The 22,844-nt window shown below is 66.0% G+C and carries 23 protein-coding genes; 9 read left to right on the top strand and 14 right to left on the bottom strand.

Features of this window, described 5'->3' with window-relative positions:
- Positions 1-11: 11 nt before the first annotated feature.
- The 3 genes from MSG_RS10225 to pyrR are packed head-to-tail and all read right to left on the bottom strand — an operon-like array spanning position 12 to position 2,873.
- Positions 12-1,316, bottom strand: a complete 1,305-nt coding sequence (locus MSG_RS10225; RefSeq protein ID WP_096439329.1) for a dihydroorotase — start codon at positions 1,314-1,316, stop codon at positions 12-14.
- The gene (locus MSG_RS10220) at positions 1,313-2,287 is read right to left on the bottom strand and encodes an aspartate carbamoyltransferase catalytic subunit (protein WP_096444308.1); all 975 of its coding nucleotides are present in this window, start codon (positions 2,285-2,287) and stop codon (positions 1,313-1,315) included. Before MSG_RS10220 ends, MSG_RS10225 begins: the two co-directional genes overlap by 4 nt.
- A gap of 10 nt (positions 2,288-2,297) precedes the next feature.
- A complete protein-coding gene (gene pyrR / locus MSG_RS10215; RefSeq protein ID WP_096439327.1) occupies positions 2,298-2,873 on the bottom strand; it encodes a bifunctional pyr operon transcriptional regulator/uracil phosphoribosyltransferase PyrR in 576 nt (191 codons plus the stop codon).
- Positions 2,874-3,220: 347 nt separating this feature from the next.
- Between pyrR and MSG_RS10205 the strand changes: the two genes are divergently transcribed.
- Complete coding sequence (locus tag MSG_RS10205) at positions 3,221-4,000, top strand: DUF6065 family protein (RefSeq protein ID WP_096439325.1); 780 nt, start codon at positions 3,221-3,223, stop codon at positions 3,998-4,000.
- Between the two features lie 49 nt (positions 4,001-4,049).
- On the opposite strand, the gene MSG_RS10200 is transcribed toward MSG_RS10205, so the two are convergent.
- On the bottom strand, positions 4,050-4,481 hold the full coding sequence (locus tag MSG_RS10200) for a cellulose-binding domain-containing protein (RefSeq protein ID WP_096439322.1): 432 nt from the start codon (positions 4,479-4,481) through the stop codon (positions 4,050-4,052).
- 204 nt (positions 4,482-4,685) lie between these two features.
- Here MSG_RS10200 and MSG_RS10195 point away from each other — a divergent pair, with 204 nt between their 5' ends.
- From MSG_RS10195 to MSG_RS10185, 3 genes are read left to right on the top strand one after another with little or no spacing between them, the layout of a single operon-like run.
- The gene (locus MSG_RS10195; protein ID WP_096439320.1) at positions 4,686-5,036 is read left to right on the top strand and encodes an STAS domain-containing protein; all 351 of its coding nucleotides are present in this window, start codon (positions 4,686-4,688) and stop codon (positions 5,034-5,036) included.
- Positions 5,037-5,059: 23 nt separating this feature from the next.
- Positions 5,060-6,265 carry a serine hydrolase domain-containing protein gene (locus MSG_RS10190; RefSeq protein ID WP_096439318.1) on the top strand — a complete coding sequence of 402 codons (1,206 nt, stop codon included), beginning with the start codon at positions 5,060-5,062 and terminating at the stop codon, positions 6,263-6,265.
- Position 6,266: 1 nt separating this feature from the next.
- Positions 6,267-6,806 carry a GNAT family N-acetyltransferase gene (locus MSG_RS10185; RefSeq protein WP_096439316.1) on the top strand — a complete coding sequence of 180 codons (540 nt, stop codon included), beginning with the start codon at positions 6,267-6,269 and terminating at the stop codon, positions 6,804-6,806.
- Positions 6,807-6,970: 164 nt separating this feature from the next.
- On the opposite strand, the gene MSG_RS10180 is transcribed toward MSG_RS10185, so the two are convergent.
- Genes MSG_RS10180 through MSG_RS10155 form a run of 6 tightly spaced genes read right to left on the bottom strand, consistent with a single transcriptional unit; the run spans position 6,971 to position 13,669 of the window.
- A complete protein-coding gene (locus MSG_RS10180; protein WP_096439314.1) occupies positions 6,971-9,664 on the bottom strand; it encodes a fumarate reductase/succinate dehydrogenase flavoprotein subunit in 2,694 nt (897 codons plus the stop codon).
- Positions 9,664-10,404, bottom strand: coding sequence for an ABC transporter ATP-binding protein (locus tag MSG_RS10175; protein ID WP_096439312.1), 741 nt, complete (start codon positions 10,402-10,404; stop codon positions 9,664-9,666). Before MSG_RS10175 ends, MSG_RS10180 begins: the two co-directional genes overlap by 1 nt.
- Positions 10,401-11,279: an ABC transporter permease gene (locus MSG_RS10170; protein WP_096439310.1), complete on the bottom strand. Its 879-nt coding sequence runs from the start codon at positions 11,277-11,279 to the stop codon at positions 10,401-10,403. Before MSG_RS10170 ends, MSG_RS10175 begins: the two co-directional genes overlap by 4 nt.
- Complete coding sequence (locus MSG_RS10165; RefSeq protein WP_096439308.1) at positions 11,276-12,664, bottom strand: ABC transporter substrate-binding protein; 1,389 nt, start codon at positions 12,662-12,664, stop codon at positions 11,276-11,278. The genes MSG_RS10170 and MSG_RS10165 overlap by 4 nt, the downstream gene beginning before the upstream one ends.
- Before the next feature lie 25 nt (positions 12,665-12,689).
- On the bottom strand, positions 12,690-12,920 hold the full coding sequence (locus MSG_RS10160) for a 4Fe-4S dicluster domain-containing protein (protein WP_096439306.1): 231 nt from the start codon (positions 12,918-12,920) through the stop codon (positions 12,690-12,692).
- Entirely contained in the window at positions 12,917-13,669 is a 753-nt protein-coding gene (locus MSG_RS10155) for a GntR family transcriptional regulator (RefSeq protein ID WP_096439304.1), read from the bottom strand. The genes MSG_RS10160 and MSG_RS10155 overlap by 4 nt, the downstream gene beginning before the upstream one ends.
- Positions 13,670-14,068: 399 nt before the next feature.
- Here MSG_RS10155 and MSG_RS10150 point away from each other — a divergent pair, with 399 nt between their 5' ends.
- Genes MSG_RS10150 through MSG_RS10135 form a run of 4 tightly spaced genes read left to right on the top strand, consistent with a single transcriptional unit; the run spans position 14,069 to position 17,641 of the window.
- The gene (locus tag MSG_RS10150) at positions 14,069-14,983 is read left to right on the top strand and encodes an isocitrate lyase/PEP mutase family protein (protein WP_232011211.1); all 915 of its coding nucleotides are present in this window, start codon (positions 14,069-14,071) and stop codon (positions 14,981-14,983) included.
- On the top strand, positions 14,980-16,386 hold the full coding sequence (locus MSG_RS10145) for a 3-isopropylmalate dehydratase large subunit (RefSeq protein WP_096439300.1): 1,407 nt from the start codon (positions 14,980-14,982) through the stop codon (positions 16,384-16,386). The genes MSG_RS10150 and MSG_RS10145 overlap by 4 nt, the downstream gene beginning before the upstream one ends.
- Positions 16,387-16,394: 8 nt before the next feature.
- Entirely contained in the window at positions 16,395-17,051 is a 657-nt protein-coding gene (gene leuD, locus MSG_RS10140; protein ID WP_096439298.1) for a 3-isopropylmalate dehydratase small subunit, read from the top strand.
- Between the two features lie 5 nt (positions 17,052-17,056).
- Positions 17,057-17,641, top strand: a complete 585-nt coding sequence (locus tag MSG_RS10135) for an isochorismatase family protein (protein WP_197705021.1) — start codon at positions 17,057-17,059, stop codon at positions 17,639-17,641.
- On the opposite strand, the gene MSG_RS10130 is transcribed toward MSG_RS10135, so the two are convergent.
- Together MSG_RS10130 and MSG_RS10125 are read right to left on the bottom strand one after the other, a co-directional pair.
- The gene (locus tag MSG_RS10130) at positions 17,621-18,061 is read right to left on the bottom strand and encodes a MarR family winged helix-turn-helix transcriptional regulator (protein WP_096439296.1); all 441 of its coding nucleotides are present in this window, start codon (positions 18,059-18,061) and stop codon (positions 17,621-17,623) included. The two genes, MSG_RS10135 and MSG_RS10130, sit on opposite strands and share 21 nt — an antisense overlap.
- A gap of 64 nt (positions 18,062-18,125) precedes the next feature.
- Positions 18,126-19,355, bottom strand: a complete 1,230-nt coding sequence (locus MSG_RS10125) for an MFS transporter (protein WP_096439294.1) — start codon at positions 19,353-19,355, stop codon at positions 18,126-18,128.
- A gap of 86 nt (positions 19,356-19,441) precedes the next feature.
- Here MSG_RS10125 and MSG_RS10120 point away from each other — a divergent pair, with 86 nt between their 5' ends.
- Positions 19,442-20,113, top strand: coding sequence for a FadR/GntR family transcriptional regulator (locus MSG_RS10120; RefSeq protein ID WP_096439292.1), 672 nt, complete (start codon positions 19,442-19,444; stop codon positions 20,111-20,113).
- 9 nt (positions 20,114-20,122) lie between these two features.
- Here the strand turns inward: MSG_RS10120 and MSG_RS10115 are convergent, their stop codons facing one another.
- Both MSG_RS10115 and MSG_RS10110 read right to left on the bottom strand, forming a co-directional pair.
- Positions 20,123-21,517, bottom strand: coding sequence for an aldehyde dehydrogenase family protein (locus MSG_RS10115; protein WP_096439290.1), 1,395 nt, complete (start codon positions 21,515-21,517; stop codon positions 20,123-20,125).
- On the bottom strand, positions 21,514-22,827 hold the full coding sequence (locus MSG_RS10110; RefSeq protein WP_096439288.1) for a flavin monoamine oxidase family protein: 1,314 nt from the start codon (positions 22,825-22,827) through the stop codon (positions 21,514-21,516). The genes MSG_RS10115 and MSG_RS10110 overlap by 4 nt, the downstream gene beginning before the upstream one ends.
- Positions 22,828-22,844: the final 17 nt, after the last annotated feature.

The following is a 22,844-nucleotide window of genomic DNA, read 5'->3' as shown; positions in this document are numbered from 1 at the left end:
GCCGGCGCGCTTCATGCCGGACTCTTTCCGTCCCGAGCGGTGATCTTGCCGCGCAGCAGCGTGGCAGTCACGCTGGCGGGCAACGTCATCGACTCATAGGGCGTATTCGCCGACCGGCTGGCCAGCTCGGGGCCGGCGACGATCCAAGTGGCGTCAGGATCCACCACGGTCAGGTTGGCCGGCTCCCCTACCTCCAGCGGGCGGCCGTGATCGGGCAATCCCACGATGCGCGCCGGGTTTTCGCTCATCACCCGCGCCACGTCGCGCCAGCTCAACAAGCCCGGCACCACCATGGTCTGCACCACCACCGACAACGCGGTCTGCAGGCCCAGCATGCCGGGACGCGCCGCGGCGAACTCGACGCACTTTTCGTGGTCGGCGTGCGGGGCGTGGTCGGTGGCCACGCAATCGATTACCCCGTCGGCCAGCGCTTGACGCAACGCGATTGCGTCAGCGGCCTCGCGCAGCGGCGGGTTGACCCGGTTGACTCCGTCGTAGCTGGCCAGTCTGGTGTCGTCGAGCAACAGATGATGCGGCGTGACCTCGGCGGTGATCGAAATGCCTTGCCCCTTAGCCCATTTGACTATCTCGACGGTGCCCGCGGTGGAGGCGTGGCAGATGTGCACCCGGGCGCCGGCGTCGCGGGCCAGCAGCGCGTCGCGCGCCACGATCGATTCCTCGGCGGCGCGTGGCCATCCTGCGAGGCCGAGCCTGGCGGCCACGGGCCCCTCGTGGGCGACCGCGCCGACGGTCAGCCTGGGCTCCTCGGCGTGCTGGGCGACCAGCACGCCCAGCCCGGTGGCGTATTCCAGGGCGCGGCGCATCACCAGCGGGTCGTGCACGCAGACGCCGTCATCGGAGAACATCCGCACCTGCGCGGCACCCGCCGCCATCATGGCCATCTCGGTGAGCTCGGTACCGGCCAGCCCGACGGTGATCGCGCCGACGGGGTGCACATCGACCAGGCCGACCTGCTGGCCGCGGTGCCAGACGTGGTCGGTGACCACCGGGCTGTCGGCGACCGGGTTGGTGTTGGCCATCGCAAACACGGCCGTGTAACCACCCAAAGCCGCAGCGGCCGATCCGGTTTCGATGTCCTCGGCGTATTCGCGGCCCGGTTCGCGCAGGTGGGTGTGCAGGTCGACGAACCCGGGCAGCAGCACCTGACCCGTCGCGTCGATCACGTCTAAGTCTTTTCCGAGGTCTCCGGCCTCGGCGAGCCCGGACCCGATTTCGGCGATCTGGCCGTCATCGACCAGCACGTCGACGCGATCGCCCTCGCCGTACAACCGCACCCCGCGCAGCAGGACACTCATGCCACACCCTCTTCTCCGGGCGACACCGCTTTCGTAGGCGATTCCGCGCCGACCAGCACGTGGAACAGCACCGCCATCCGCACGTGAACGCCGTTGGAAACCTGTTGCAGCACTGCCGATTGCGCCGAGTCGGCCACCGAGGATGCGATCTCCATGCCGCGCAGCATCGGCCCCGGATGCAAGACCACGGCGTGGCCGGGCAGCATCGCCTGGCGCCGCTCGGACAGCCCGTACAGCGACGAGTATTCGCGCACGGATGGGAAGAAGCCGCCGTTCATCCGCTCGGCCTGCACCCGCAGCATCAGCACACCGTCGGCGGCGGGCAGCTCGGCATCGAAGTCGTTGGATACGGTCACCGGCCAGTTCTGCACCCCGACCGGCAACAGCGTCGGCGGCGCCACCAGCACCACCTCGGCGCCCAGAGTGCTCAACAGCATGACGTTGGACCGGGCCACCCGGCTGTGCAGGATGTCGCCCACGATCACCACGCGCCGGCCCTCGATGCCGCCGAGCCGCTGGCGAATGGTCAAGGCGTCCAACAGGGCCTGGGTCGGGTGCTCATGGGTGCCGTCGCCGGCGTTGATCACAGCCGGCCCGTCCGCGTTCGCGCCGGTCCAGTCGGCCAGCAGATGCGCGGCGCCCGACGCGGGGTGGCGAATGATCAGCGCGTCGGCACCGGCGGCGCGCAGCGTGAACGCGGTGTCGCGCAACGATTCGCCCTTGCCCACCGACGATCCGGACGCGCTAACGTTGATCACGTCGGCGCTCATCCACTTGCCGGCCACCTCGAACGAGACCCGGGTGCGGGTCGAGTTCTCGTAGAACATCGTGACGATGGTGCGGCCGCGCAGCGTCGGCAGCTTCTTGACCTCGCGGCCCACCAGCGCCTGCGCGAACCGGTCCGCGTCGTCGAGGATGGCGGTGACCTCCTCGCGGGTCAGATCGCCGGCGGCCAACAGGTGTCTGGTCATTCGGCCCGCCTCATCCATCACCGTCCCGAGAGATCACCACGCCGTCGCGGCCGTCGGTCTCGCGCAGCTGCACGTGCACGCTCTCGGCACGCGAGGTCGGGACGTTCTTGCCCACGTAGTCCGCGCGCACGGGCAGCTCGCGGTGACCGCGGTCAACCAGCACCGCGAGCTGGACGGACCGCGGCCGGCCCACGTCGCGCAGCGCATCGAGGGCCGAGCGCACGGAGCGCCCGGAGTACAGCACGTCGTCGACGAGAATCACCAGCGAGTCGTCGATTCCACCCTCCGGGATCGATGTCACCTCCAACGGCCGCGGCGGCTTTTGCATCAGATCGTCGCGGTAGAGCGTGATGTCCAGGGCGCCGTGCGCCAGCCCGACACCGCTGAATTCGCTGATGTGCACCGCCAGCCGGTGGGCCAGGATTACGCCGCGGGTCGGTATGCCCAGCAGCACCACCCGAGGCGCATCGGCACTGTCCAGCGCGGTCTTTTCGATAATTTGATGGGCGATACGAGAAATGGTTCGGCCGACGTCGGCCGCAGACATCAATTCCCTGCCGGTGGCGGCATTCCCCGCAGCACTCATGAGAGACCCAGACCTCCTTCTCCGCCTCTCCGGACGGATCGTTAAAGGATGTCGACTGCCCGGCAGCGTAGCACTTCGATTCCGGCACGACGACGCCGGACGCGCGCACTGTAGCCGGTCGCCGGCCGCATCTGCCCGACGACAGATGGTGAATTGCCCCAAGTAACGTACGGCGACCGGCCGCCAAGAATGGCTATCAGGGACGTGACCTCGCCAGCCACGCGCCGAGGCCCTGGCCGGCAGCCCGGCGCGGACGGCAACCAGCGCAGGTGGCGACCCGTCAGTAGACTCCTCGTCGACTACTGACGTCTGTCGGATACGGACGTCCGCAGCTAATCGAGGATCGGATGAGCGACAACTCCAACACGCCCGCCCGCCCACTGATCGCGTTCATCACCGGTGAGAACGCGCCGACGATTGTCCCGGCGCCGACGAACCGGGCGTGGATGACGGCGCAGTCGGAGTCGAACAAAGGGTGGCCCAGTCGGTGTTTGCCGATGGTCATCGCCAACCAAAGCGGCTGGGAGCTGCGCAATCCGTGCGCGTTCACCGTGACCTGGTTCGATCAGGATGGAGTGGACGTGGTGATCCAACCCGCCCGCCGCGAGCCCGGCCAACTGCTGCCCGCCAGTCATTTCGGCAACGGCATCTTCACCTGGCGTCTGCCGATACTGTTCCGCACGCCGCCCGGCTACAACCTCTTGGTCCGCGGACCGGCGAACTATCCCAAGGATGCCGTGTATCCGTTGGAGGGTGTAGTCGAAACTGACTGGGCGAGTGCAAGTTTCAGCATGAGCTGGAAACTGACGCGCAAACTGATGCCGGTGCAATTCGAGGTCGACGAGCCGATCTGCATGATCGTCCCGCAGCGGCGAGCCGAACTGGAAGAGTTCGTCCCGGAACTGCGGCCCATCGAATCCGACGAAGATCTGGAGCGCAAGCACAGGTTGTTTCTTCGTGAACGTGGCGCCGCAGAGCACGCCGAGCAGGTAGCGAGGGTCGCCGCGGGAGAGCGAGTGGAGTGGCAAGGCGACTACACGCGAGGCAAACACAGAGACGGCGAGGCCGGAGCACCAGACCACCAGACCCGTCGTCAGCTTCGTTCGTTTGTCCAGCCAGAAGAATGAGCTCGTGGGATGACAGGGTGCCGCAGTCGCCTCCCGGGGGCGGTCATCGCTAGCTGCACAAATATTGCCCGTTGAGCACGCAATTCACCGGTGGCGAGTAGGTACCGCTCAGCATGCCACGGAAACCGCCGGTGGCGGAACCACCGGGTGGGATGACGCGATCCCAGTTCGCGGGGGTGATGACAACATGTGTGCCGGATTGGCTGAAAGTGCTGTTCCACGTGTGCAAGACGGATTCTCCCGCCGGCAGGTCGAAATCAAGCCGCCAATCGGAGAGCGGCACCATGCTCGCGTTGGTGACGGCGAAGTTGGCGATGAAACCGGTTTGCCACGTGTGTTCCACCGTCAGGCTCGCCGCCGCGGCGGCAGCCGCTTGAGCTACGGGATTGACGGCGAGTCCGGCGATGGCAACCATCAACGCCGACGCGGTGGCGTGAAGCGCTGTGCGCCTGTGCTTCACGTGATTGTTCAGTCCCGCCATAGCGACCAACAGTAGGGTCACACAGGCGAGGTCGCTCCCGCATCGCGGGCGCGCTGCCGTACCTTTGCGCAACCGAAACCGTGATGAAATTTTCGCTGTCCGAACCGACGCCGAGTGACGTTAATGCCGTGGAGCAGATTGCGGGTGTCAAGTTACTTGACCCGGGTATCGGACCCCCGTGCACAGGACAGTACGGTTCAGCGTGTGAGCGACGATTTCCTGGTGACCCGCAGCGACACCGCTGAGGCGGTCGTGTTGCAGGTCAGTGGCGCGGTGGACATCATCACCGCGCCGTCGCTGGCCACCCACCTCGACGCCGCATTGGCCGACACGCCCGCGGTGCTGATCGTCGACCTCACCAAGGTGGACTTCTTGTCCTCGGCGGGCATCACGGTCCTCGTCGAGGCCCATCGCCTGACCGAGGGCAGCCCGACGTCGCTGCGGGTGGCCGCCGACGGCTCGGCCACCAGCCGCCCGCTGCAGATCGTGGGTGTCGACAAGATCGTCGACCTCTACCCCACGGTGGCCGACGCGGTGCGCGGGGAACACCCCTAGCCGGCAACCGCTACCGTGAACGCGTGAATCTCGACGGTAATCAGACTTCGCTGCGCGAGGCCTGCGACGCCGGGCTGCTCGCCGGGGCGGTCACCGTGGTGTGGCAGCACGGAGAAGTGCTGCAGGTCAACGAGATCGGCCACCGCGACGTCGACGCCGGCCTCCCCATGCAACGGGACACGGTGTTTCGGATCGCCTCGATGACCAAGCCCGTCACTGTGGCGGCGATCATGAGCATGGTCGACGACGGCAAGCTGACGCTGAAGGACCCGATCGCCCGCTGGGCCCCGGAACTGGCCGCACCACAGGTGCTGGACGACCCGCGCGGCCCGCTGGACCGCACGCACCCGGTGAACCGGGCGATCCTGATCGAGGACCTGCTGACCCACACCAGCGGCCTGGCCTACGGATTTTCGGTGTCCGGGCCGATCTCCCGGGCCTACACGCGGCTCCCGTTCAACCAGGGCCCCGAGGTGTGGCTGGCCGAGCTGGCCAAGCTGCCGTTGGTGCATCAACCCGGCGAACGAATGACATACAGCCATTCCATCGACCTGCTGGGCGTCATCGCCTCACGCATCGAGGGCAAGCCGTTCGACCGGGTTCTCGACGAACGGGTGCTGGGCCCGGTCGGCATGCCCGACACCGGGTTCTCCGTGTCCCCGGACGGACGGCGCCGCGCGGCTACCATGTACCGGCTCGACGGGCAGAGCCGGCTGCACCACGACGTGATGGTGCCGCCGCCTATCACGCCGCCCAGCTTTCCCAACGCCGGGGGTGGATTGTTGTCGACGGCCGACGACTACCTGCGGTTCGTGCGAATGCTGCTCGGCGAAGGGACGCTCGACGGCGTGCGGGTCCTGTCCAGCGAATCGGCGCGCCTCATGCGCGCCGACCGGCTCACCGACGAACACAAGCGGCACAACTTCCTGGGCGCCCCGTATTGGGTCGGCCGCGGCTTCGGGCTGAACTTGTCGGTGGTGACCGATCCGGCCAAGAGCGCGCCGTTGTTCGGACCGGGCGGGCTGGGGACGTTCGGCTGGCCCGGCGCGTACGGGACCTGGTGGCAGGCCGACCCGACCGCCGATCTAATTTTGCTGTATCTGGTCCAGAACATGCCCGATATGTCCGCGGACGTGGCGGCAGCCGTGGCCGGCAACACCACGCTCGCGAAACTCCAAGCGGTACAACCGAAGTTCGTCCGTCGTACCTACCAAGCGCTCGGCCTTTGAGGTGGTCGACTATCCGCCCGCACGCATCACGGGTCCGCAGCTGCTGCTGCGCCCACCGGTGCTCGACGACGCCGCTCCACTATTCCAGCGCGTGGCCCGCGACCCGGAAGTCACCAAGCATCTGCTGTGGGCGCCGCATCCCGATGTCGCGACCACACGGCGGGTGATCAACGACAAGATCAACGTCAGCGACGACGAGCGCACCTGGGCCGTCGAGCTGCAGAACAGCGGCCAGGTCATCGGCCTGACCAGCTGCCGGCGCCCAGTCGCCCACTCCGTCGAAATCGGCTACTGTCTGGGCCGCCGGTGGTGGGGCAAGGGACTGATGACCGACGTTCTCGACATGCTGCTGGGCGCGCTGCAGGCCGATCGCACGGTGTACCGGGTCTGGGCCACCTGCAGCGTCGCCAACGAGCGGTCGGCGCAGCTGCTGGAGCGGGCGGGATTCGCGCGGGAGGGCCGGCTGGTGCGCCATGCCGTCTACCCGACGATGGGACCAGAACCGCAAGACAGCCTGCTCTATGCCAAGGCGCTGCGCTGAGGGCGCTGTGGCGACCACACGCGTGCGTGGGCGACTTTGCGAGTACATCCACGGTTTTGCGCATGCACCCACGGCGGGAAATCGCCCCCCGAAATTCACGCCCTGGACGCACACTCGATGCCATGACTGCACACGCGACGCCCTAGGCGCGCGCCGGATCGCGGTTACTCGGCCGGGTCCAGCGCCCGGCGCGCGTAGGCCCGCACGTCGGCGTCGCTGTCTTTCAGGGCGAGGCCCAGGGCGTCGCGGGCAGCGGGCGCGGCGGCCCACCGGGTCAGGCTCAGCACCGCGGCCTTCCGCACATCGAGATGCGCGTCGGACAGGGCCTCGGACAACCGCGGCACGGCGAGCTCGGCCGCCGCCCCGGACAGAGCCCGGGCCGCACCTTGCCGAACCTGCCACGCGGGCGCCTGCAACGCTTTTTCTACCGTCTTGAAATCGTCCGGACCGCAGCCCAATTCGCCCAACGCGGCGAGAGCGGCCGCCCGCACCAACGGGTCGGGGTCGCCGATCAACGCGCTGACGGCCGCGGCGCCGCCGCGCAGCGTGGCCAGGCCGGCGGCCGCGGCGATGCGTACCTCTCGGCTCTCGTCACCGGTGGCGGTGACGACGCCGTCGACGTCGTCGACCGACACCAGCGCCCGTACCGCCTCGATACGCACCCGGTCATCGGGGTCGTCGAGCGCGCGCCGATACTGCCCGGCCGCACCGGCGCGGCGCGCCGCAAGCAGATAGACGGCGGCCGCCCGCACCACCGTGTCGCCGGACAGCAGGTAGGGCTCGGCACCGGCGGGGTCCGGCAACACCTCGACCAACTCGCGGATGCCCTCGGCGCTGGTGCGGCGCACCCCCGCGTCGGCGTCGTCCAGCGCGGCGAACAGCGCCGGCGCGTAGCCGTCGGGAATGTGCTCGGTGAGCGTGGCCACCGCGGTGCGGCGCACTCCGGGGTCGTCATCGGCCAGGTACGGCCGCAGGTCGGCGATCGTCGGCTCCTCGAGGGCGAGCACCTCGGCGATGCGCGGTGACGGTGGCTCGAACGCGGTTTCCGCCGGGGCGATTCGGGATTCCGCGTTGGCCGGCGCCTTGCCGCCGACCAGCTCCGGCTGCTCCACCTCGTGCACCGTCTGATCGGCCGGCGGCAGACCGTCCAGCTCCGGAACGGGCACGAAATACGGCGCCACCGGACGCTTGAGGAAAGCCATTTCTTCTTCGCCAAGCCCGTTGGTCCGTTTGCGCAGGTTGAGGTGATAGCCCCACTCGCTGTCGTCGCGGCTGGGCAGATCGGCGCGGTCGTGGTATAGGCCCCACCGTGATTCGGTGCGAGTCAGCGAGGAACGAGCGGCCATTTCGGCGCAGTCGCGGATGAAGGACACCTCGACGGCCCGCATCAGTTCGTGCGGGTTGCGGGCGCCCATCTCGGCGATCTCGGCCCGCATGCGGTCGAAGGTGCGCACCGCGATCGACAGCTTGGCCGCGGTCTTCGGCGGTGCCACATAGTCGTTGACGAACCGTCGCAACTTGTATTCGACCTGCGGCTGTGGCGGGCCGTCCGGATGGCGCAGCGGCCGGTAGATCAGCTCATGCGCGTCGCGCAGCTGGTCGTCCGGAAGCTGCTGGGGCGCAGCAGTGTCGGTCAGCGTCGACGCGGCGTGCGTGCCGGCCAGGTCGCCGAACACGAACGCACCGATCATGTAGTTGTGCGGGACACAGGCCAGATCGCCCGCGGCATACAGCCCGGGGACCGTGGTCCTGGCGTGTTCGTCGACCCACACGCCGGACGCGGAATGCCCGCTACACAAGCCGATTTCGGAGATGTGCATCTCGATGTCGTGCGTGCGGTAGTCATGTCCGCGGTTAGCGTGAAACGTGCCGCGGGTGGGGCGTTCGGTGGTGTGCAGAATGTTCTCCAGCGCGGTCAGCGACTCGTCGGGCAGATGCGACACCTTGAGGTAGATCGGTCCGCGTGCGGAGTCGATCTCGCTTTTGACCTCGGCCATCATCTGTCCCGACCAGTAGTCGGAGTCGACGAACCGCTCGCCGTGCGAATTCACCTGGTAGCCGCCGAACGGGTTGGCCACATAGGCACACGCCGGCCCGTTGTAATCCTTGATCAGCGGGTTGACCTGGAAGCATTCGATGCCGGAGAGTTCGGCGCCCGCGTGGTAGGCCATCGCGTACCCGTCGCCGGCGTTCGTCGGGTTCTCGTAGGTGCCGTACAAGTAGCCCGACGCGGGCAGGCCGAGCCGGCCGCACGCCCCGGTCGCCAGGATCACGGCCTTGGCGCCGACGGCGACGAATTCACCGGTGCGCGTGTTCAATGCGGCGGCACCGACGGCTCGGCCACTCTCGGTGAGCACCCGCACCGGCATCAGGCGGTTCTCGATCTGGATCTTCTCCCGCATCGACCTCTGCCGCAGCACCCGGTAGAGCGCTTTTTTGACGTCCTTGCCCTCCGGCATCGGCAACACGTAGGAGCCCGACCGGTGCACCCGGCGCACCGCGTATCCGCCGTGCTCGTCCTTCTCGAACTTCACGCCGTAGCGTTCGAGCCGCTGCACCATGGCGAACCCGCGGGAGGCCGTCTGATACACCGTGCGCTGGTTGACGATTCCGTCGTTGGCGCGGGTGATCTCGGCGACGTAGTCCTCCGGTTCGGCCTTGCCGGGAATCACGGCGTTGTTGACGCCGTCCATTCCCATCGCCAGCGCACCGGAGTGCCGCACGTGCGCCTTTTCCAGCAGCAGCACCCGGGCGCCGTGCTCGGCGGCCGACAGCGCGGCCATGGTGCCCGCCGTGCCACCACCGATTACCAGCAGGTCGCAATCGAGACGGACCGGCTGCAGGTCGGGAATCTCCATTAGGCGGCCACCGAATGATCGAGCGCCGCAATGATTTCCGCGCGCAGTTCATCGCGCGGGCGGTCAGTACGGGGGTCGGGCACCTCCCGCACCGCGCGCAGCGGCCGGCCCGCCCGGCCCAGCACCACGATGCGGTCCCCCAGCGCCAGCGCCTCGTCGACGTCGTGGGTGACGAACACGATCGTGGTCGGATGGGTCTGCCAGGTGTCGATCAGCAGACGCTGCATGGCGGCACGGGTTTGGGTGTCCAGCGCCCCGAACGGCTCGTCCATCATCACCGCGCGGGGTGCCCCGGCCAGGCCGCGGGCCAGCTGCACGCGCTGGCGCATCCCACCGGACAGGCTCTTGGGGAGGTAATTGCCGAAACCGGTGAGGCCGAGCTCGTCGATCCAGTGCTCCGCCGCCGAACGTCGGGTCGCGCGGGGTTCGCCGCGCAGCCGCAGCGCCAGTTCGATATTGGACCGCACCGTGCGCCACGGCAGCAGCGCATTGTCCTGGAACACCATGCCGCGGTCGCCCGACGTGGTGGTCACCTCGGCGTCGTCGGCGAGCACCCGGCCGCCGTCGGGCACCAGCAGACCGGCCAGCGCGCGCAGCACGGTCGACTTGCCGCAGCCCGAGGGCCCGGTGAGTACCAGGATCTCACCCGGTCGCACCGCCAGGCTCAAGCCGTCGATGACGGGAGTTCCCGTGTAGGACAACCGCACTCGATCCAGCTCCAGTGTCATGCCTACCGTCATCTAGTCCCCTCCTCCGCACGGGGCAGCCAGCGCGTGACGCGGCGGCCCAACAGTTCGACGGCCGCGGCCGTAACGAATCCCAGCACCCCGATGGTGATGATGCCGACGAACACCTGCGGGTAGGACAGCACGGTGTAGTCCTGCCAGGTGCGGTAACCGATGCCGAGACGGCCCGAGATCATCTCGGCGGAGATCACGCAGATCCACGCCACGCCCATGCCGACGGACAGGCCGCCGAACACCCCGGGCAGGATCCCCGGCAACACCACCTGGGTCAGCACGTCCCACCGGCCGCCGCCCAGGGTCCGCACCGAGTCCTCCCACAGGGTGGGCAGCGCCCGCACCGCGTGCCGGGTGCTGACCAGGATCGGGAAGTAGGCCGCGAGGAACGTGATGAACACGATGCCGGCCTCGTCGGTGGGGAACAGCAGGATGGCCACCGGAACCATCGCGATGGCCGGAACGGGTCGGATCAACTCGGTCAGCGGGCCGAAGGTGTTGGCGAACAAGCGCGAACGGCCCAGCAAGACGCCGGTGGCAACGCCGATCACCGCAGCCAGCCCGAAGCCGGTGAGGATGCGGATCAGCGACTGCGCCAGGTCAAGCCAATACTCATAGGTGCCCAGCCGGCGATGCAGCGCATTGACGGTCTGGGTGACGGTCGGCAACGTGTCGAACCGCAGCAGCAGGCGCACCTTACCCGCCGTGAGCAATTGCCACAGCCCGATCGCCGCGGCCACCGAGACCAGCCGCAGCAACCGCCACCGCCAGGGCGAGGAGGATCGCCGCGTGGTGTCGATGCCGGCCGCCGGAACCGCGCCGACGGCATCGTCGGCCACCTGGGCGGCCGGTTCTCCGGTTACGTAGGCAGTCATGCCGAACCTCCCAGTGCCTGTTGATAGTTGATGGCAACGCTGCCCGGATGTGCGGCGAGGTAGCGATGCGCCCCCGCCGCAGTCCCGAAGGGTAGGTAGGCCTGGCCCTGTCGCACCCATACCGCCTTGTCGGCGAACCACCGGGTGCCGAATTCGGTGTCGGGAACGTAGGCTGCCCGAACCTTGCCTCCGCGTGCGGTCGCGTCCCGGATGGCGCCGAGGAGCGCGGTGGGGCTCGAGACCGTCTGAGTGGAATCGGCTCCGTCCAGCCACAGTTCACTCGCCAGCCGAGGATCGCCGCTGAGCAACGACGGGTTGGCGCCCGAGGCCCGGGCCGCGTTGTAGTCGCGGTCACGGGCGGCGAACACCGCGCGCAGCGGCGCGTCCTGCACAAACCCGGACACGTCGAGATCGGCGAAGTCGCCGATCGACTTCAGATATGGCACATCGCTTTTCAGCGCATCGACCAGCGATGGCTTGAGCGTGGGGTCGAACGACGTCCCACCCGGCCCGTTGTAGAGGTACACCACTTCCTGGGGCAGGCCGCTCGCCTGGGCGACGATCCGCGCCGCTTCGAGTGGCTTGTCGTTGAGGAAATCGGTCGCGTCCAGTTGCGCCTGCAGGAACGCGGCGAGCACCTCGGAGTGAGCCGATGCGTACGAACGCCGCACCACGACACCGTGCAGGGTGGGCAGGTTCAGCTCGGCGCCGTCGTAGAGCAATTTGGCTTTGCCCTGGTAGACCAGCAGCCCGGGCCAGGCTACGAACTGCGAAAGGCCCTGCACCTGACCCGATTCCAGGGCCGAAGCCCCGATCTGCGGCTGCTGGTTGAGAACCTCGACACCGGTGATCCCGGCCCGGTCCAGGGCGCGGACCAGAGTGCCGTGGCCCGCCGAGCCGACGCTTGCCGAGACCTTGGTGCCGGCCAGGTCGGCCAGCGTGGTGGCTGACGAATCCGGCTTCACCACAACCATGTTCAGCGCACCCTTGGGGTTATAGCCGGTGATCGAGACGATCTCGGTTTTCGCCAGCGGGTTGCCCTGCGTCTTGGAGCCGTTGATCAACATCGGGTAGTCGCCCATCGAGCCGATGTCGATCTTCTCGGCGAGCATCTGTGCGGTGATCGGGGCGCCCGTGTCGTAGTCCTGCCAGCGGATCGCGTACTTGGTTCCGGTGCGGGTGGTGATGTCGGCCAGCCGGCGCTCAAAGTAGCCCTGGGCCCTCAACAGGGTCCCCGCGGTGACGGTGTTGATGGTCTTGGACTGGTAGCCGACCACCACGTTGACCACACCGGAGGAGGCCGAAAGGGGTTCCAGCGAGCAACCGGAGACGGTTGCGGCAATGGCGAACACAACCGACGCCAGCCAGGCTGCATGTCGTTTCATGAACTGCCTTGGGGTCTAGATTATTTCAGCGTATGAGATACGGCATGTTGACCGTGACGGCGCCCGTTGGGCAGCGAGCTGCGCACGGACCGCAATACCAGCATTCGTCGACATGCATGAACGCTTTCCCGGTGTCGGGGTTGATCGCCAGGGCGTCCAGCGGACAGACGTCGACGCAGAGCGTACAACCGTCGATACAGAGCGATTCGTCGATCGTCACCGGCACGTCGGCGCGGTTGTTGTCGACCAGCGTCATGGCTCGCTCCTTGTCGGCGCGGCGCGTAACAGATTGCCCCGCATAGTTATTCGATCTCCCCGCATCCGGATATATTCCAGGTCAACGGGCCTGCCGTCGTCGAGGCTGGTAAGTCGTTCCAGCATCAGCAGCGCGGATCCGTCGGGCACCTGCAGCGTCGCCGCGGAGTGCGCATCGGCCGGAATAGCCTCCAATGCCAGCGCCGCGGAGCCCAGCCGGTGTCCGCTCACCTGCTCGATGAGCGCGAAGACGTCGTTGGTTTCCAGCGGGTAATCCAGAATCTGCGTCCCGATGTCGGGCGCGAGGTAGGTCAGGTCGAGACTGAGCGGCAGATCGCCGAGATACCGCAGCCGCTCGATGAATACCGCCTGCTGACCGGGTTCCAACCGCAGTCGGTTGGCGACCGCGGGCGGCGCGACCACGGACATGGCGGCGCGCACCTCGTTGCGGACCTCGCCGATGTGTTTGAAGGTTTCCTTCAGCCCCAGCAGCGAGTCGATCCGGTGGTCGTATTTGCGTTGCGCGACATGGGTGCCGACCTTGGGTCCGCGGTCGATCAGACCTTCGTATTTCAGGGCTGCCAGGGCCTCGCGAATGGTGTTGCGCGACACGGAAAACTCGGCCGCTAATTCGCTTTCGGCGGGCAGCCCGTCGGGATAGGTGGCGGCGTGGATCTGCTGGCGCAGCACGTCCGCGACCCGGCGGGCGCGGTCGGCCCGGGGTCCGCGAATGGGTATCGCCTCAGCCACGTCGCCACGCTAACGCAGCTCAGGGGCGCTTTTGGGGCGGGCGATCGGGGCCTGCAAGGCAGGGAAAGCCTATTGCGCCGGGTGCACTTCGGTGTCCACCAGCCCAAATCCAGGCCCCGACGGCCATTGCGCCACCTGGGAAAACGAACGGCCTTTGCGATCCCGGTGAGCGGAAAGTTCGCGCCGGCCACTGCGCCACGCGCGTAGTGCGGTGAGCGTCGACAACCAAATGATGACCACCGCAACACGTATATTGACAGTTTATACTGTCGATATCTATGCTGTTGGTATGGCCCACACCGGGCATCCCACTCGCTCGGCGGACCGAGCGGTTCTCACGGTCCGGCATCAGCCAGCACGTCACGGCGTCGCACACCATGTCGACTTCCAGTGGCGCGGATGCTGTTGGCAGCCCGCGACCAGAACCGCGTTAGAAGAGGAGGCAAGATGGGTAAAGGGTCGATTTTGAAGAACTTGATTCTTGATCCCGAGATATTGGTTATGCCAGGTGTTTTCGATACCAGCAGCGCAAAACTAGCCGAACAAGCCGGGTTTGCAGCACTGCAGTGCAGCGGTGCGGCGATCTCCGGATTTCACTTCGGCCGGCCGGACTACTCGTTGATTTCACTCGAAGACATGGCGGCCTGCACCGCTCGCATCGTGCGCAGTGTGGATGTACCGGTAATGGCGGACGGCGACAATGGTTTCGGTAACGCCGTGAGTAGCTACTACACGGTCAGAGCGTTTGAAGACCTCGGTGCCGCAGGGATCAACCTCGAGGACCAGGTCTCCCCCAAGCGCTGCGGCCACCTCGCCGGAAAGGAGTTGATCGGTCTCGAGGAGGCAGTAGCCAAGATCCGCGCCGCCGCTGATGCGCGGCGGGACCCAGATTTTGTGATCAATGCCCGCACCGATGCGCTCGCGGTCGAAGGATTGTCAGGAGTGATCCGTCGCGGCAACGCCTATCTAGAAGCGGGAGCCACGATGATCTTCGTCGAGGGAGTAACGTCACGAGACGAAATTCGGCACGCCGTCGATAACATCCACGGTCCGGTGGCAGTCAACATCGTTGAGGGCGGAAAATCGCCCGAGCGGTTGGCGTTCACCGAACTACAAGAACTTGGTGTGGCCCGGGTCAGCCTGCCGGGCGTACTGCTGCTGGCCGCTCTAGGCGGCATGAGGGAGGCACTGGCGCGCGTCCGCAAAGACGGCGACACCGCCGGTCTCAGCGATTTGCTGCTGCCGTTCCGCGAGGCGCATAACCTGTTCGGTATGAATGAGGTCGAACAGCTCGAAGCGCGATACCTATCATGACCGGCCAGCCTCGTACCATCGTGGACAAGATCTGGGACGACCATGTTGTCGCCGAGCTCGATGACGGCACGTCGCTGCTCTACATCGACCGCGTATTGTTGCACGACCGCAGCGGCGGGCTAGCTCTGCGCGCACTCACTGACGAGGGGCGCAGCCCACTTGACCGAAACCTGGTCTTCGGCACCATGGACCACGTGGTCGACACCCGACCCAATAGGGATCCCTCGGGCTCAACACCAGTTCCCAGCGGAGCCATGTTTATCGACACGTTCCGCGAACAAGCGCATCGACACCAGGTAAGTCTCTTCGATGTTGACGACGCACGCCAAGGCATCTCACACGTGGTGTTCCCCGAGCAAGGCATTGCCCTGCCAGGCACCACGATGATCTGCTGCGACAGCCACACCCCAACGCTGGGGGCCATGGGCGCATTGGCATGGGGCGTGGGCGTGACGGACTGCGAACACGCCTTAGCCACACAAACACTCGCGATGAAACGTCCGGCGAGCATGCTCGTCTGCTTCGACGGTCCGCTGGGCCACCATGTCTACGCCAAAGACCTCAACCTGGCGTTGCTTGCCGCCATTGGTGCCAACGGCGCCACCGGACACGCAATCGAGTTTCGCGGCCAAGCGGTCAGCTCTCTTGACATTGAAGGGCGTTTGACATTGTGCAACATGGCCACTGAAACCGGCGCGCGCACCGCGGTCATCGCACCCGACGACACCTTGCTGAATTTTCTGGCCGGGCGTCCCTACGCGCCTCGTGGCGATGACTGGGCAGCCGCCACGCAAGCGTGGCAACGCCTCGTCAGTGACCCCGATGCCCTATTCACGCGCACCACACATATTGACTCCGCGGCGCTGGTGCCTCATGTCACGTGGGGTACCAGCCCCGCACACGGCGGAGCCATCGACATGGCGATCCCCGATCCGACCGACACGGCTGATCCCGCAGGCACGCAACAAGCATTGCAGTACATGGGATTACAACCAGGCAGACCGCTTGCCGGGACTGCGATCGATGCGGCCTACATCGGCTCCTGCACCAATGCTCGGCTCAGCGATCTTCGGGTGGCCGCCGAGGTGCTGCGCGGACACAAGGTCGCCGACGGCGTCACCGCCATGTGCGTGCCCGGATCCACTGCGGTACGTCGTGCGGCCGAGGCGGAAGGCATCGACAAGATATTTGTCGACGCAGGCGTTCAGTGGCGTGAATCAGGTTGCGGCATGTGCTTCTACGCCGGCGGAGATCGGTTCCCGCCGGGAGCACGTGTCGTGAGCACCACCAACCGCAACTTCGAAAACCGGCAGGGCCCTGGAGTGCGCACCCACCTCGCTAGCCCCGCGACAGTAGCTGCCAGCGCCATCACCGGCCGACTGACCGACCCCAGAGAGGTGTGACACCAGTCATGCAACCCTTCCGACAGGTGACCGGCATCGCGGCCCCTATGCTGCGAGCCAACGTTGACACCGACGCCCTAAGTCCGTCCCGATTCAAGCCGACAGAGCTCGCCAAATACGGCTCGTTCAAGGAAGCCTTGTTCCTCGATTGGCGATCCGACGAACACGGCCGCCCGCGAAACGATTTCGTTCTCAACCAAGATCCTTATGATAAGGCAACCATCCTGGTAGCTGGGGAAAACTTTGGGTGCGGAAGCTCACGCGAATCAGCCGTTTGGGCATTGCGCGACAATGGATTTCGCGCTGTGATCGCGCCGAGCTTCGCAAGCATCTTCCAGAGCAATTGCATTGGCAACGGGCTACTCCCGCTGCCACTACCCGCTGACGGACACCAACAACTGGTCGCCGAAACTTTCGGTTCGCAAGCTGTGCCTTTCATCGAGATCGACCTCCTGGCTTGCGAAGTCGGTGCCGTCGGGGGCCCACGCCACCGATTCAATATTGATGAACGCTCACGCAACCAGCTACTCCAGGGGCTGGATGCCATAGGTCAAACCTTGCAGTTGCTTAGCCAAATCGAACGATTTCGGACAGCGGATTACCGAAACAGACCTTGGATCTACCACCGGCCCGACACCGCCAACCTGCCCTGCAGTACGAAATAGAAAGCATGTCCATGGATTCCCGAAAAATAGCGCTGAACCCCACGACTACAGCCCTGGTCCTGATCGACTTGCAGAACGGCATAGTAAACATGCCGCTCGCGCCGAGCACCGGACATCAGGTCATCAATGTCGCTAGACAATTAGCTGATTATTTCCGCAAGTTCAACGCGCCGGTCGTTCTAGTCAATGTGACCTATCCGATTAACAGACGTCCAGTTACCGACACGCCCATGCCGCCACTTCCTGAGCTGATGCCGCCCGGCTGGGACAGCATCGTTGCGGAACTAGGAGAACACGACTCAGACATACGCGTCACCAAAGACGGCTGGGGCGCGTTTGCTTCCACACAACTCGACAACGAGCTGCGCATACGCGGCATCAGCTCAATCGTGTTGGCCGGTATTGCTACAAACTTTGGTGTCGAGCAAACTGCACGAGAGGCCCTGCAATTGGGCTACGAAGTGATATGCGTGCCCGACGCGATGGCGAGCCTATCGAAGGCCCATCACGACTTCGCAATCCAACATATATTTCCGCTCATCGGGCGGGTGCGCACTTCGAGCGAAATCCTAGGCCAGCCGGGTCAATAGCGTCAGGGCTGCGGCAATCAATTGCAGTTCTTCGTCGGTGTAGCGATCGCGCAGCTCGTCGGCAAGCCATTGATCACGAAGTTGGCGACCTTGCTGCAGATCTCGGACTGCCTTGCTGGACAGTCCGACCAGCAGCCGGCGCCCGTCTTCAGGGTCTGGCGTGCGAGTGAGCAGCCCGGAGTTGTCCAGGTGATTGACGATCGCCGCCATCGATTGGCGACGAACACCCTCAGCCGCAGCCAGGTCGCTTGTTGATGCCGGACCATCGTGGGAGAGCCGACTGATCACTGAGATCTGGGACGGAGTAAGCCCTTTGTTGTCGTACTCGTGTTTGAGGCGACGCCGCAGCCGGCTGACTAGCAGCCGAAGGTCATAGGCCGCCTGACCCGCCAGTTGGCGGCTAGATGAGGACCGCGCCATCCGAGCAGAATACACTTCATAGTTTCAACTATTTTTGATCGCCCACCAGTAACATATTGACAGTTTAGGCTGTTGCTCCGCCCGTGGTGTCTTCGAGATAGCGGGGCTTGCATGCGTGATATCCGCCGATCAACAGCGCCACGACGGTGACCAGCAGGAAGCCGAACGACAAGTCCCACCGGCCGCTGACCTGATGCAAGACACCGAAAATCAACGGTCCGGCGCAGGCAACCAGGTAGCCGACGCCCTGGACAAAACCGGACAGCGCCGTCGCGCCAGCCCCGGTGCGGCAGCGGAGGCTGATCAACGTGATCGCCCCCGCGAACGTGCTCGGGCCCAGCCCGACGATGAGCACCCACACGAGAGTCGCCGTCAGTGGAAGCCAGAGCAATCCCGCGAAACCGATCAAAAAGCAGACCCCGCAGCCGATCACGACGGGAAAGGGGTTAGCGAATCTGACAAACAACGCCGGCGTGAAAAGCGCCGCGATCAATCCGCTGATCGAAAACATCGCAACCATGGCGCCACCGAGCGCCTCACTGCCGCCGGCCGAGGTGATGATCTGCGGGATCCAGGTCAACAACGCGTAGGTGTTCAACGCCGTCATCGCGAACAAGACGGTCAGCGCCCACGTGAGCGGCGAGCGCCACACGGCCGCAACGGTTTCCGACGCGCGATGATCCGCGGTGTCGGCCGCGCCAGACCGGAACGTGATGATGCCCCAGGGCAACAGCGCGGCGAGTGGGATCAGGGCCCACACCCCGAGCGATACCTGCCATCCGTGGGCGTCGGCGATGGGGACCGCGAGGGCGGCGGGAACGATGGTGCCCAACTGGATACACGACGTGTAGACCGCGCTCATCGATCCGACGCGATCGGCGAAGTAACGCCTTATCAGCGGCGGGATCACGATGTTGCCGATCCCCATTCCGGCCAGCGCCAGCGCCGTGAACCCCAACAGGCCGGCCACGTCCGAGACCACCGAACGGCCGCCCGTCCCCGCCGCGGTCGCGGCGGCGGCGTACCAGGCCAAGCGCTCGAGCCCGATTCGTCGGCCCAGCGCCGGGCCGACGAATCCGGCCAACGCGAACATCGCGGTCGGAAGCATCCCTAGGATCCCGCCGATGGCAGTGCCGAAGCCCAGGGCGCCGGACACTCGCGACAACAACGGCGTCAGCGAGGTGACCGCGGCCCGCAGGGCCAGCGAGAACAACACGATCGCCAGCAGCACCGTGATTCGCCCGGCAACGAGCGACCGCCCGGTGGAAGGAGGCTTTAGCTGGGTATTCACCATCGCAGTCACCGTCTCAATTCTGTCAAAGTATTCGTCGAATCATCCGATGATTCGATGTATTAGTCAAACCGGGCTATCATCGGGGTGTGCAAACCGTTCGGCGCCAGACGCTCGTCGCGCAGGTCAGCGATCAGTTACGCGACGAAATCACGTCCGGGCGATGGCAGGTCGGCGAGCGCATCGCGACTGAACCGGAGTTGTGCAAAATGACCGGCGCCTCGCGTCACACCGTGCGCGAAGCGGTGCAGGCGCTGGTGCACGCGGGAATGCTGGAGCGCCGGCAAGGGTCGGGTACTTACGTCCTCAGCAACGACGAGCACTGCGGCGCGCTCGCCGAGTATTTCGCGGCGGCCCGCGAACGTGACGTGCTGGAGTTGCGCGAGGCGTTGGAAGTCACTGCCACGGCACTGGCAGCGCAGCGACGCGACGCGACCGACATCGCCGAGTTGCGGGCAGTACTCGTGCGGCGAAACGAATTGTGGCGGAAAGACCCCGACACTGAATCCGAACGCGCCGAACTAGTTTCGGCCGACATGGCGCTGCATCGAGCGATCGTTGCGGCCAGCCACAATGAGATCTACCTACAGTTCTACGATCTGCTGGTACCGACGCTGTGCCGATCCGTCGAGACCCGGCCCGTCGGTAGTGTGGACTCACACGAGGCCCAACATACCGAGCTGGTCGACGCCATCGTCGCGGGCGATCCGAAACGAGCCGAAGCAGCCGCCCGCGTCTTCATCTCGATCCTGCGCGGATAGCGAAACGCCTTAGCGTCCAGCGTGGTTGAGGTAGATGTGCTTGGACTCGAGGTATTCCTGCAGCCCGTGCACGCCCAACTCGCGGCCGATGCCGGACTGTTTGAACCCACCCCACGGTGCCTGCAGCGGCGCCGCCTGTGTCTCATTGACCCACACCACGCCCGCCCGAATCGCGCGGGCGGCCGTCAGGGCGCGGCTGAGGTCGGAAGTCCACAGCGTCGCGGCCAGACCGTACGGACTGTCGTTGGCCATCCGGAGCACCTCGTCGGTGTCGGTGAATCGCACCACCGCCATGACCGGGCCGAAGATCTCTTCGCGCGCGACGACCGCCGTGTGCGGAACCTCTAGCACGTTGGGCGGCACGAAGAAGCCGTTCTCGAGGTCCGGGTCGGTCGGCAGCCGACCACAGACGGCGACGTTGCCCTCCTTCGCGCCGACGCGAATGTACTCGGTGACTCGCTCCTGTTGAGCCCGGCTCACCAATGGGCCCATCGTCGTGTCGGGATCCAGCCCGGCGCCCAGTTTGAGGTCCGCCGCGATCGCGCAGATACCTTCCAGCACTTCGTCATACACATCCGCGTGGATGTAGACACGCGAGCCCGAGGAACATATCTGGCCCTGGTTTGCGAACACGCCCGCCGCGGTGCCGGCGATGGCCGCCGCAACGTCGGCGTCGCCGAAGACGATGTTCGGCGATTTGCCGCCCAACTCCACCCCGACCCGCTTGATCGAATCCGCCGCCGAACGCAGCACCAGCCGGCCCACCGCGGACGATCCGGTGAATGACACCTTGTCCACCCCCGGGTGGGCGACCAGGGCGGCACCCGCTCGGGCGCCGCCCGTCGCCACCTGAAACACCCCGTCCGGTAATCCCGCTTGAGCGAAGATCTGCGGTAGCCGCAGCGAGGTAAGGGGTGTCTGCTCGGCCGGTTTCAGGATCACGCTGCAACCGGCAGCCAATGCCGGCGCAACCTTTTGGGCGGCCAGCATCAAGGGGTAGTTCCACGGAGTGATCGCAGCGACAACCCCGACGGGTTCGTGGACGATGATGCTCAGCGCTTCGGCCGAGACGGGGAAGCTCTCCCCCGCCAATTTCGTTGGCCAGCCGGCGTAATACTCCAGTATCCGGGCGGCTTCCGCCACGTCCCACTGCGCCTCGGCGAGCGGCTTGCCGACATCCAGCGACTCGAGCCGGGCCAGTTCATCGGCGTTGGCGCGCACCAACTCCGCGGCACGCGCCAGCACTCGGCCACGCTCGTCGTCGGGCGTGCCCGGCCACCACCGACCGCCGTCGAAAGCGCGGCGCGCCGTGGCGACCGCGCCATCGACGGCGACTTCGTCCATGTCTTCGATGGACGAGATCTGTTGCGCGGTAGCAGGGTTGAGAACCTCGATCGTCTTCATCCGTGCACCAACGCTTCGGCGGCCGCGGCGCGACCGGTGCGGACCGCGCCTTCCATGTAGCCCGCCACCCACTGATCGGAGCCGCAGACGTAGAACGGCGGCTCGTGGGTGCCGTGCAGCGGCCCCACTCGGTGGACATCACCGGGACGCCACTGTGTCACGTAGCCCTGTGTCCAGGGATCCGTCCCCCACAACCGCTCGAAGGTCGCGACGGGGCTCAACGCCTGCGCCCCGAACCAGCTTGCGAGTTCGGCGAGCGCCTCCTCTTGGCGGTACCGCGTCGACGAGGACAGGTAGGCGGCGATCCGCTCGGGCGGAACCAGGCAGGAGAGCACACCCTCGGTCTGCGGCCACGAGGACCCCAGGATGCCTTCGGATTCCGTCAGACCGTTCTGACCCCGATCGCGCCAGAACGGCCGCGTATACGCGGCAACGAATTTCGCGGCCAGGGCGTGACGTTGCCGATGCAATGACTCCAGCCGGGCGTCGGAAACACCCTCCACCTTGATGTCGCGCAACGGTCCTGCCGGCAGCGAGCTCACCACCGAATTCGCCTGCACCAGCTCGCCCGATATCAGTCGCACGGTACTGCTTCCCGGCGCCACCTTGATCGCGCGGACCGGAGAATTCAACCGAATGCGGTCGCCCAGTTCGGCGGCCATCCGCAGTGCGACCGTCGCTGAGCCCTCGGCCACCCGGAGGTTCTCCCAGTCGTCATACGAGTAGAGCTCCTTACTCGGCATGCTGGCCGCCTTACGCAGCAAGGCGAGCAACGAAGTGCGTTCGAAGGAGCCCGAACTCAGGCCTAACTGGCCTGCCTCCAGCGCGCGCCGTACGTTCGGCGTCGCACCGATGCCGCCCAGCCAGCTCATCACCGGCGTGGTGTCCAGCGCCACCGCGTTCGGGTGCGACCACGGGTCGTCCGCGTCGACGGTCGCCGCCAGCGTCGCGAACTCATGCTTGACGTCGTCCATGCTGCGGCGATCCTCGTCGGAGAACCACGACGGTTCGTCACCGATGCAGACATCGTCATGCAGGACGTAGGTGAGCTCGCCCGGCTCGGCGACATAACTCGGAATCAGGGTGAGTCCGAGTTCGGCGACCAACTCCTGATACGCGGTGTGCCCGTTGCCTACCACCTCACCACCGAGCTGGACAATGCGGCCGTCGTCGAGCGTGACCTGCTCGACGCGCCCGCCCACTCTGTTGCGGGCCTCGAGAACAACGACGTCGGCGCCCGCCCTCATCAGGTCGCGGGCGGCGGACAAGCCGGATAGACCGGCACCCAGAACGGCTACATCGTAAGGCATTGTCTTATTTCCTGATT

Origin of the sequence: Mycobacterium shigaense (assembly GCF_002356315.1) — a bacterium.
Classification (GTDB): Bacteria; Actinomycetota; Actinomycetes; order Mycobacteriales; family Mycobacteriaceae; genus Mycobacterium; species Mycobacterium shigaense.
This window is presented reverse-complemented; position numbering and strand designations above follow the sequence as displayed.

Bases quoted from the DNA above. Each gene is read 5' to 3' on its own strand.
- MSG_RS10225 (WP_096439329.1), bottom strand. From the start codon at position 1,316: ATGAGTGTCCTGCTGCGCGGGGTGCGGTTGTACGGCGAGGGCGATCGC.
- MSG_RS10220 (WP_096444308.1), bottom strand. From the start codon at position 2,287: ATGACCAGACACCTGTTGGCCGCCGGCGATCTGACCCGCGAGGAGGTC.
- pyrR (WP_096439327.1), bottom strand. From the start codon at position 2,873: ATGAGTGCTGCGGGGAATGCCGCCACCGGCAGGGAATTGATGTCTGCG.
- MSG_RS10205 (WP_096439325.1), top strand. From the start codon at position 3,221: ATGAGCGACAACTCCAACACGCCCGCCCGCCCACTGATCGCGTTCATC.
- MSG_RS10200 (WP_096439322.1), bottom strand. From the start codon at position 4,481: ATGGCGGGACTGAACAATCACGTGAAGCACAGGCGCACAGCGCTTCAC.
- MSG_RS10180 (WP_096439314.1), bottom strand. From the start codon at position 9,664: ATGGAGATTCCCGACCTGCAGCCGGTCCGTCTCGATTGCGACCTGCTG.
- MSG_RS10175 (WP_096439312.1), bottom strand. From the start codon at position 10,404: ATGACGGTAGGCATGACACTGGAGCTGGATCGAGTGCGGTTGTCCTAC.
- MSG_RS10170 (WP_096439310.1), bottom strand. From the start codon at position 11,279: ATGACTGCCTACGTAACCGGAGAACCGGCCGCCCAGGTGGCCGACGAT.
- MSG_RS10165 (WP_096439308.1), bottom strand. From the start codon at position 12,664: ATGAAACGACATGCAGCCTGGCTGGCGTCGGTTGTGTTCGCCATTGCC.
- MSG_RS10160 (WP_096439306.1), bottom strand. From the start codon at position 12,920: ATGACGCTGGTCGACAACAACCGCGCCGACGTGCCGGTGACGATCGAC.
- MSG_RS10150 (WP_232011211.1), top strand. From the start codon at position 14,069: ATGCTGTTGGCAGCCCGCGACCAGAACCGCGTTAGAAGAGGAGGCAAG.
- MSG_RS10145 (WP_096439300.1), top strand. From the start codon at position 14,980: ATGACCGGCCAGCCTCGTACCATCGTGGACAAGATCTGGGACGACCAT.
- leuD (WP_096439298.1), top strand. From the start codon at position 16,395: ATGCAACCCTTCCGACAGGTGACCGGCATCGCGGCCCCTATGCTGCGA.
- MSG_RS10135 (WP_197705021.1), top strand. From the start codon at position 17,057: ATGTCCATGGATTCCCGAAAAATAGCGCTGAACCCCACGACTACAGCC.
- MSG_RS10130 (WP_096439296.1), bottom strand. From the start codon at position 18,061: ATGGCGCGGTCCTCATCTAGCCGCCAACTGGCGGGTCAGGCGGCCTAT.
- MSG_RS10125 (WP_096439294.1), bottom strand. From the start codon at position 19,355: ATGGTGAATACCCAGCTAAAGCCTCCTTCCACCGGGCGGTCGCTCGTT.
- MSG_RS10115 (WP_096439290.1), bottom strand. From the start codon at position 21,517: ATGAAGACGATCGAGGTTCTCAACCCTGCTACCGCGCAACAGATCTCG.
- MSG_RS10110 (WP_096439288.1), bottom strand. From the start codon at position 22,827: ATGCCTTACGATGTAGCCGTTCTGGGTGCCGGTCTATCCGGCTTGTCC.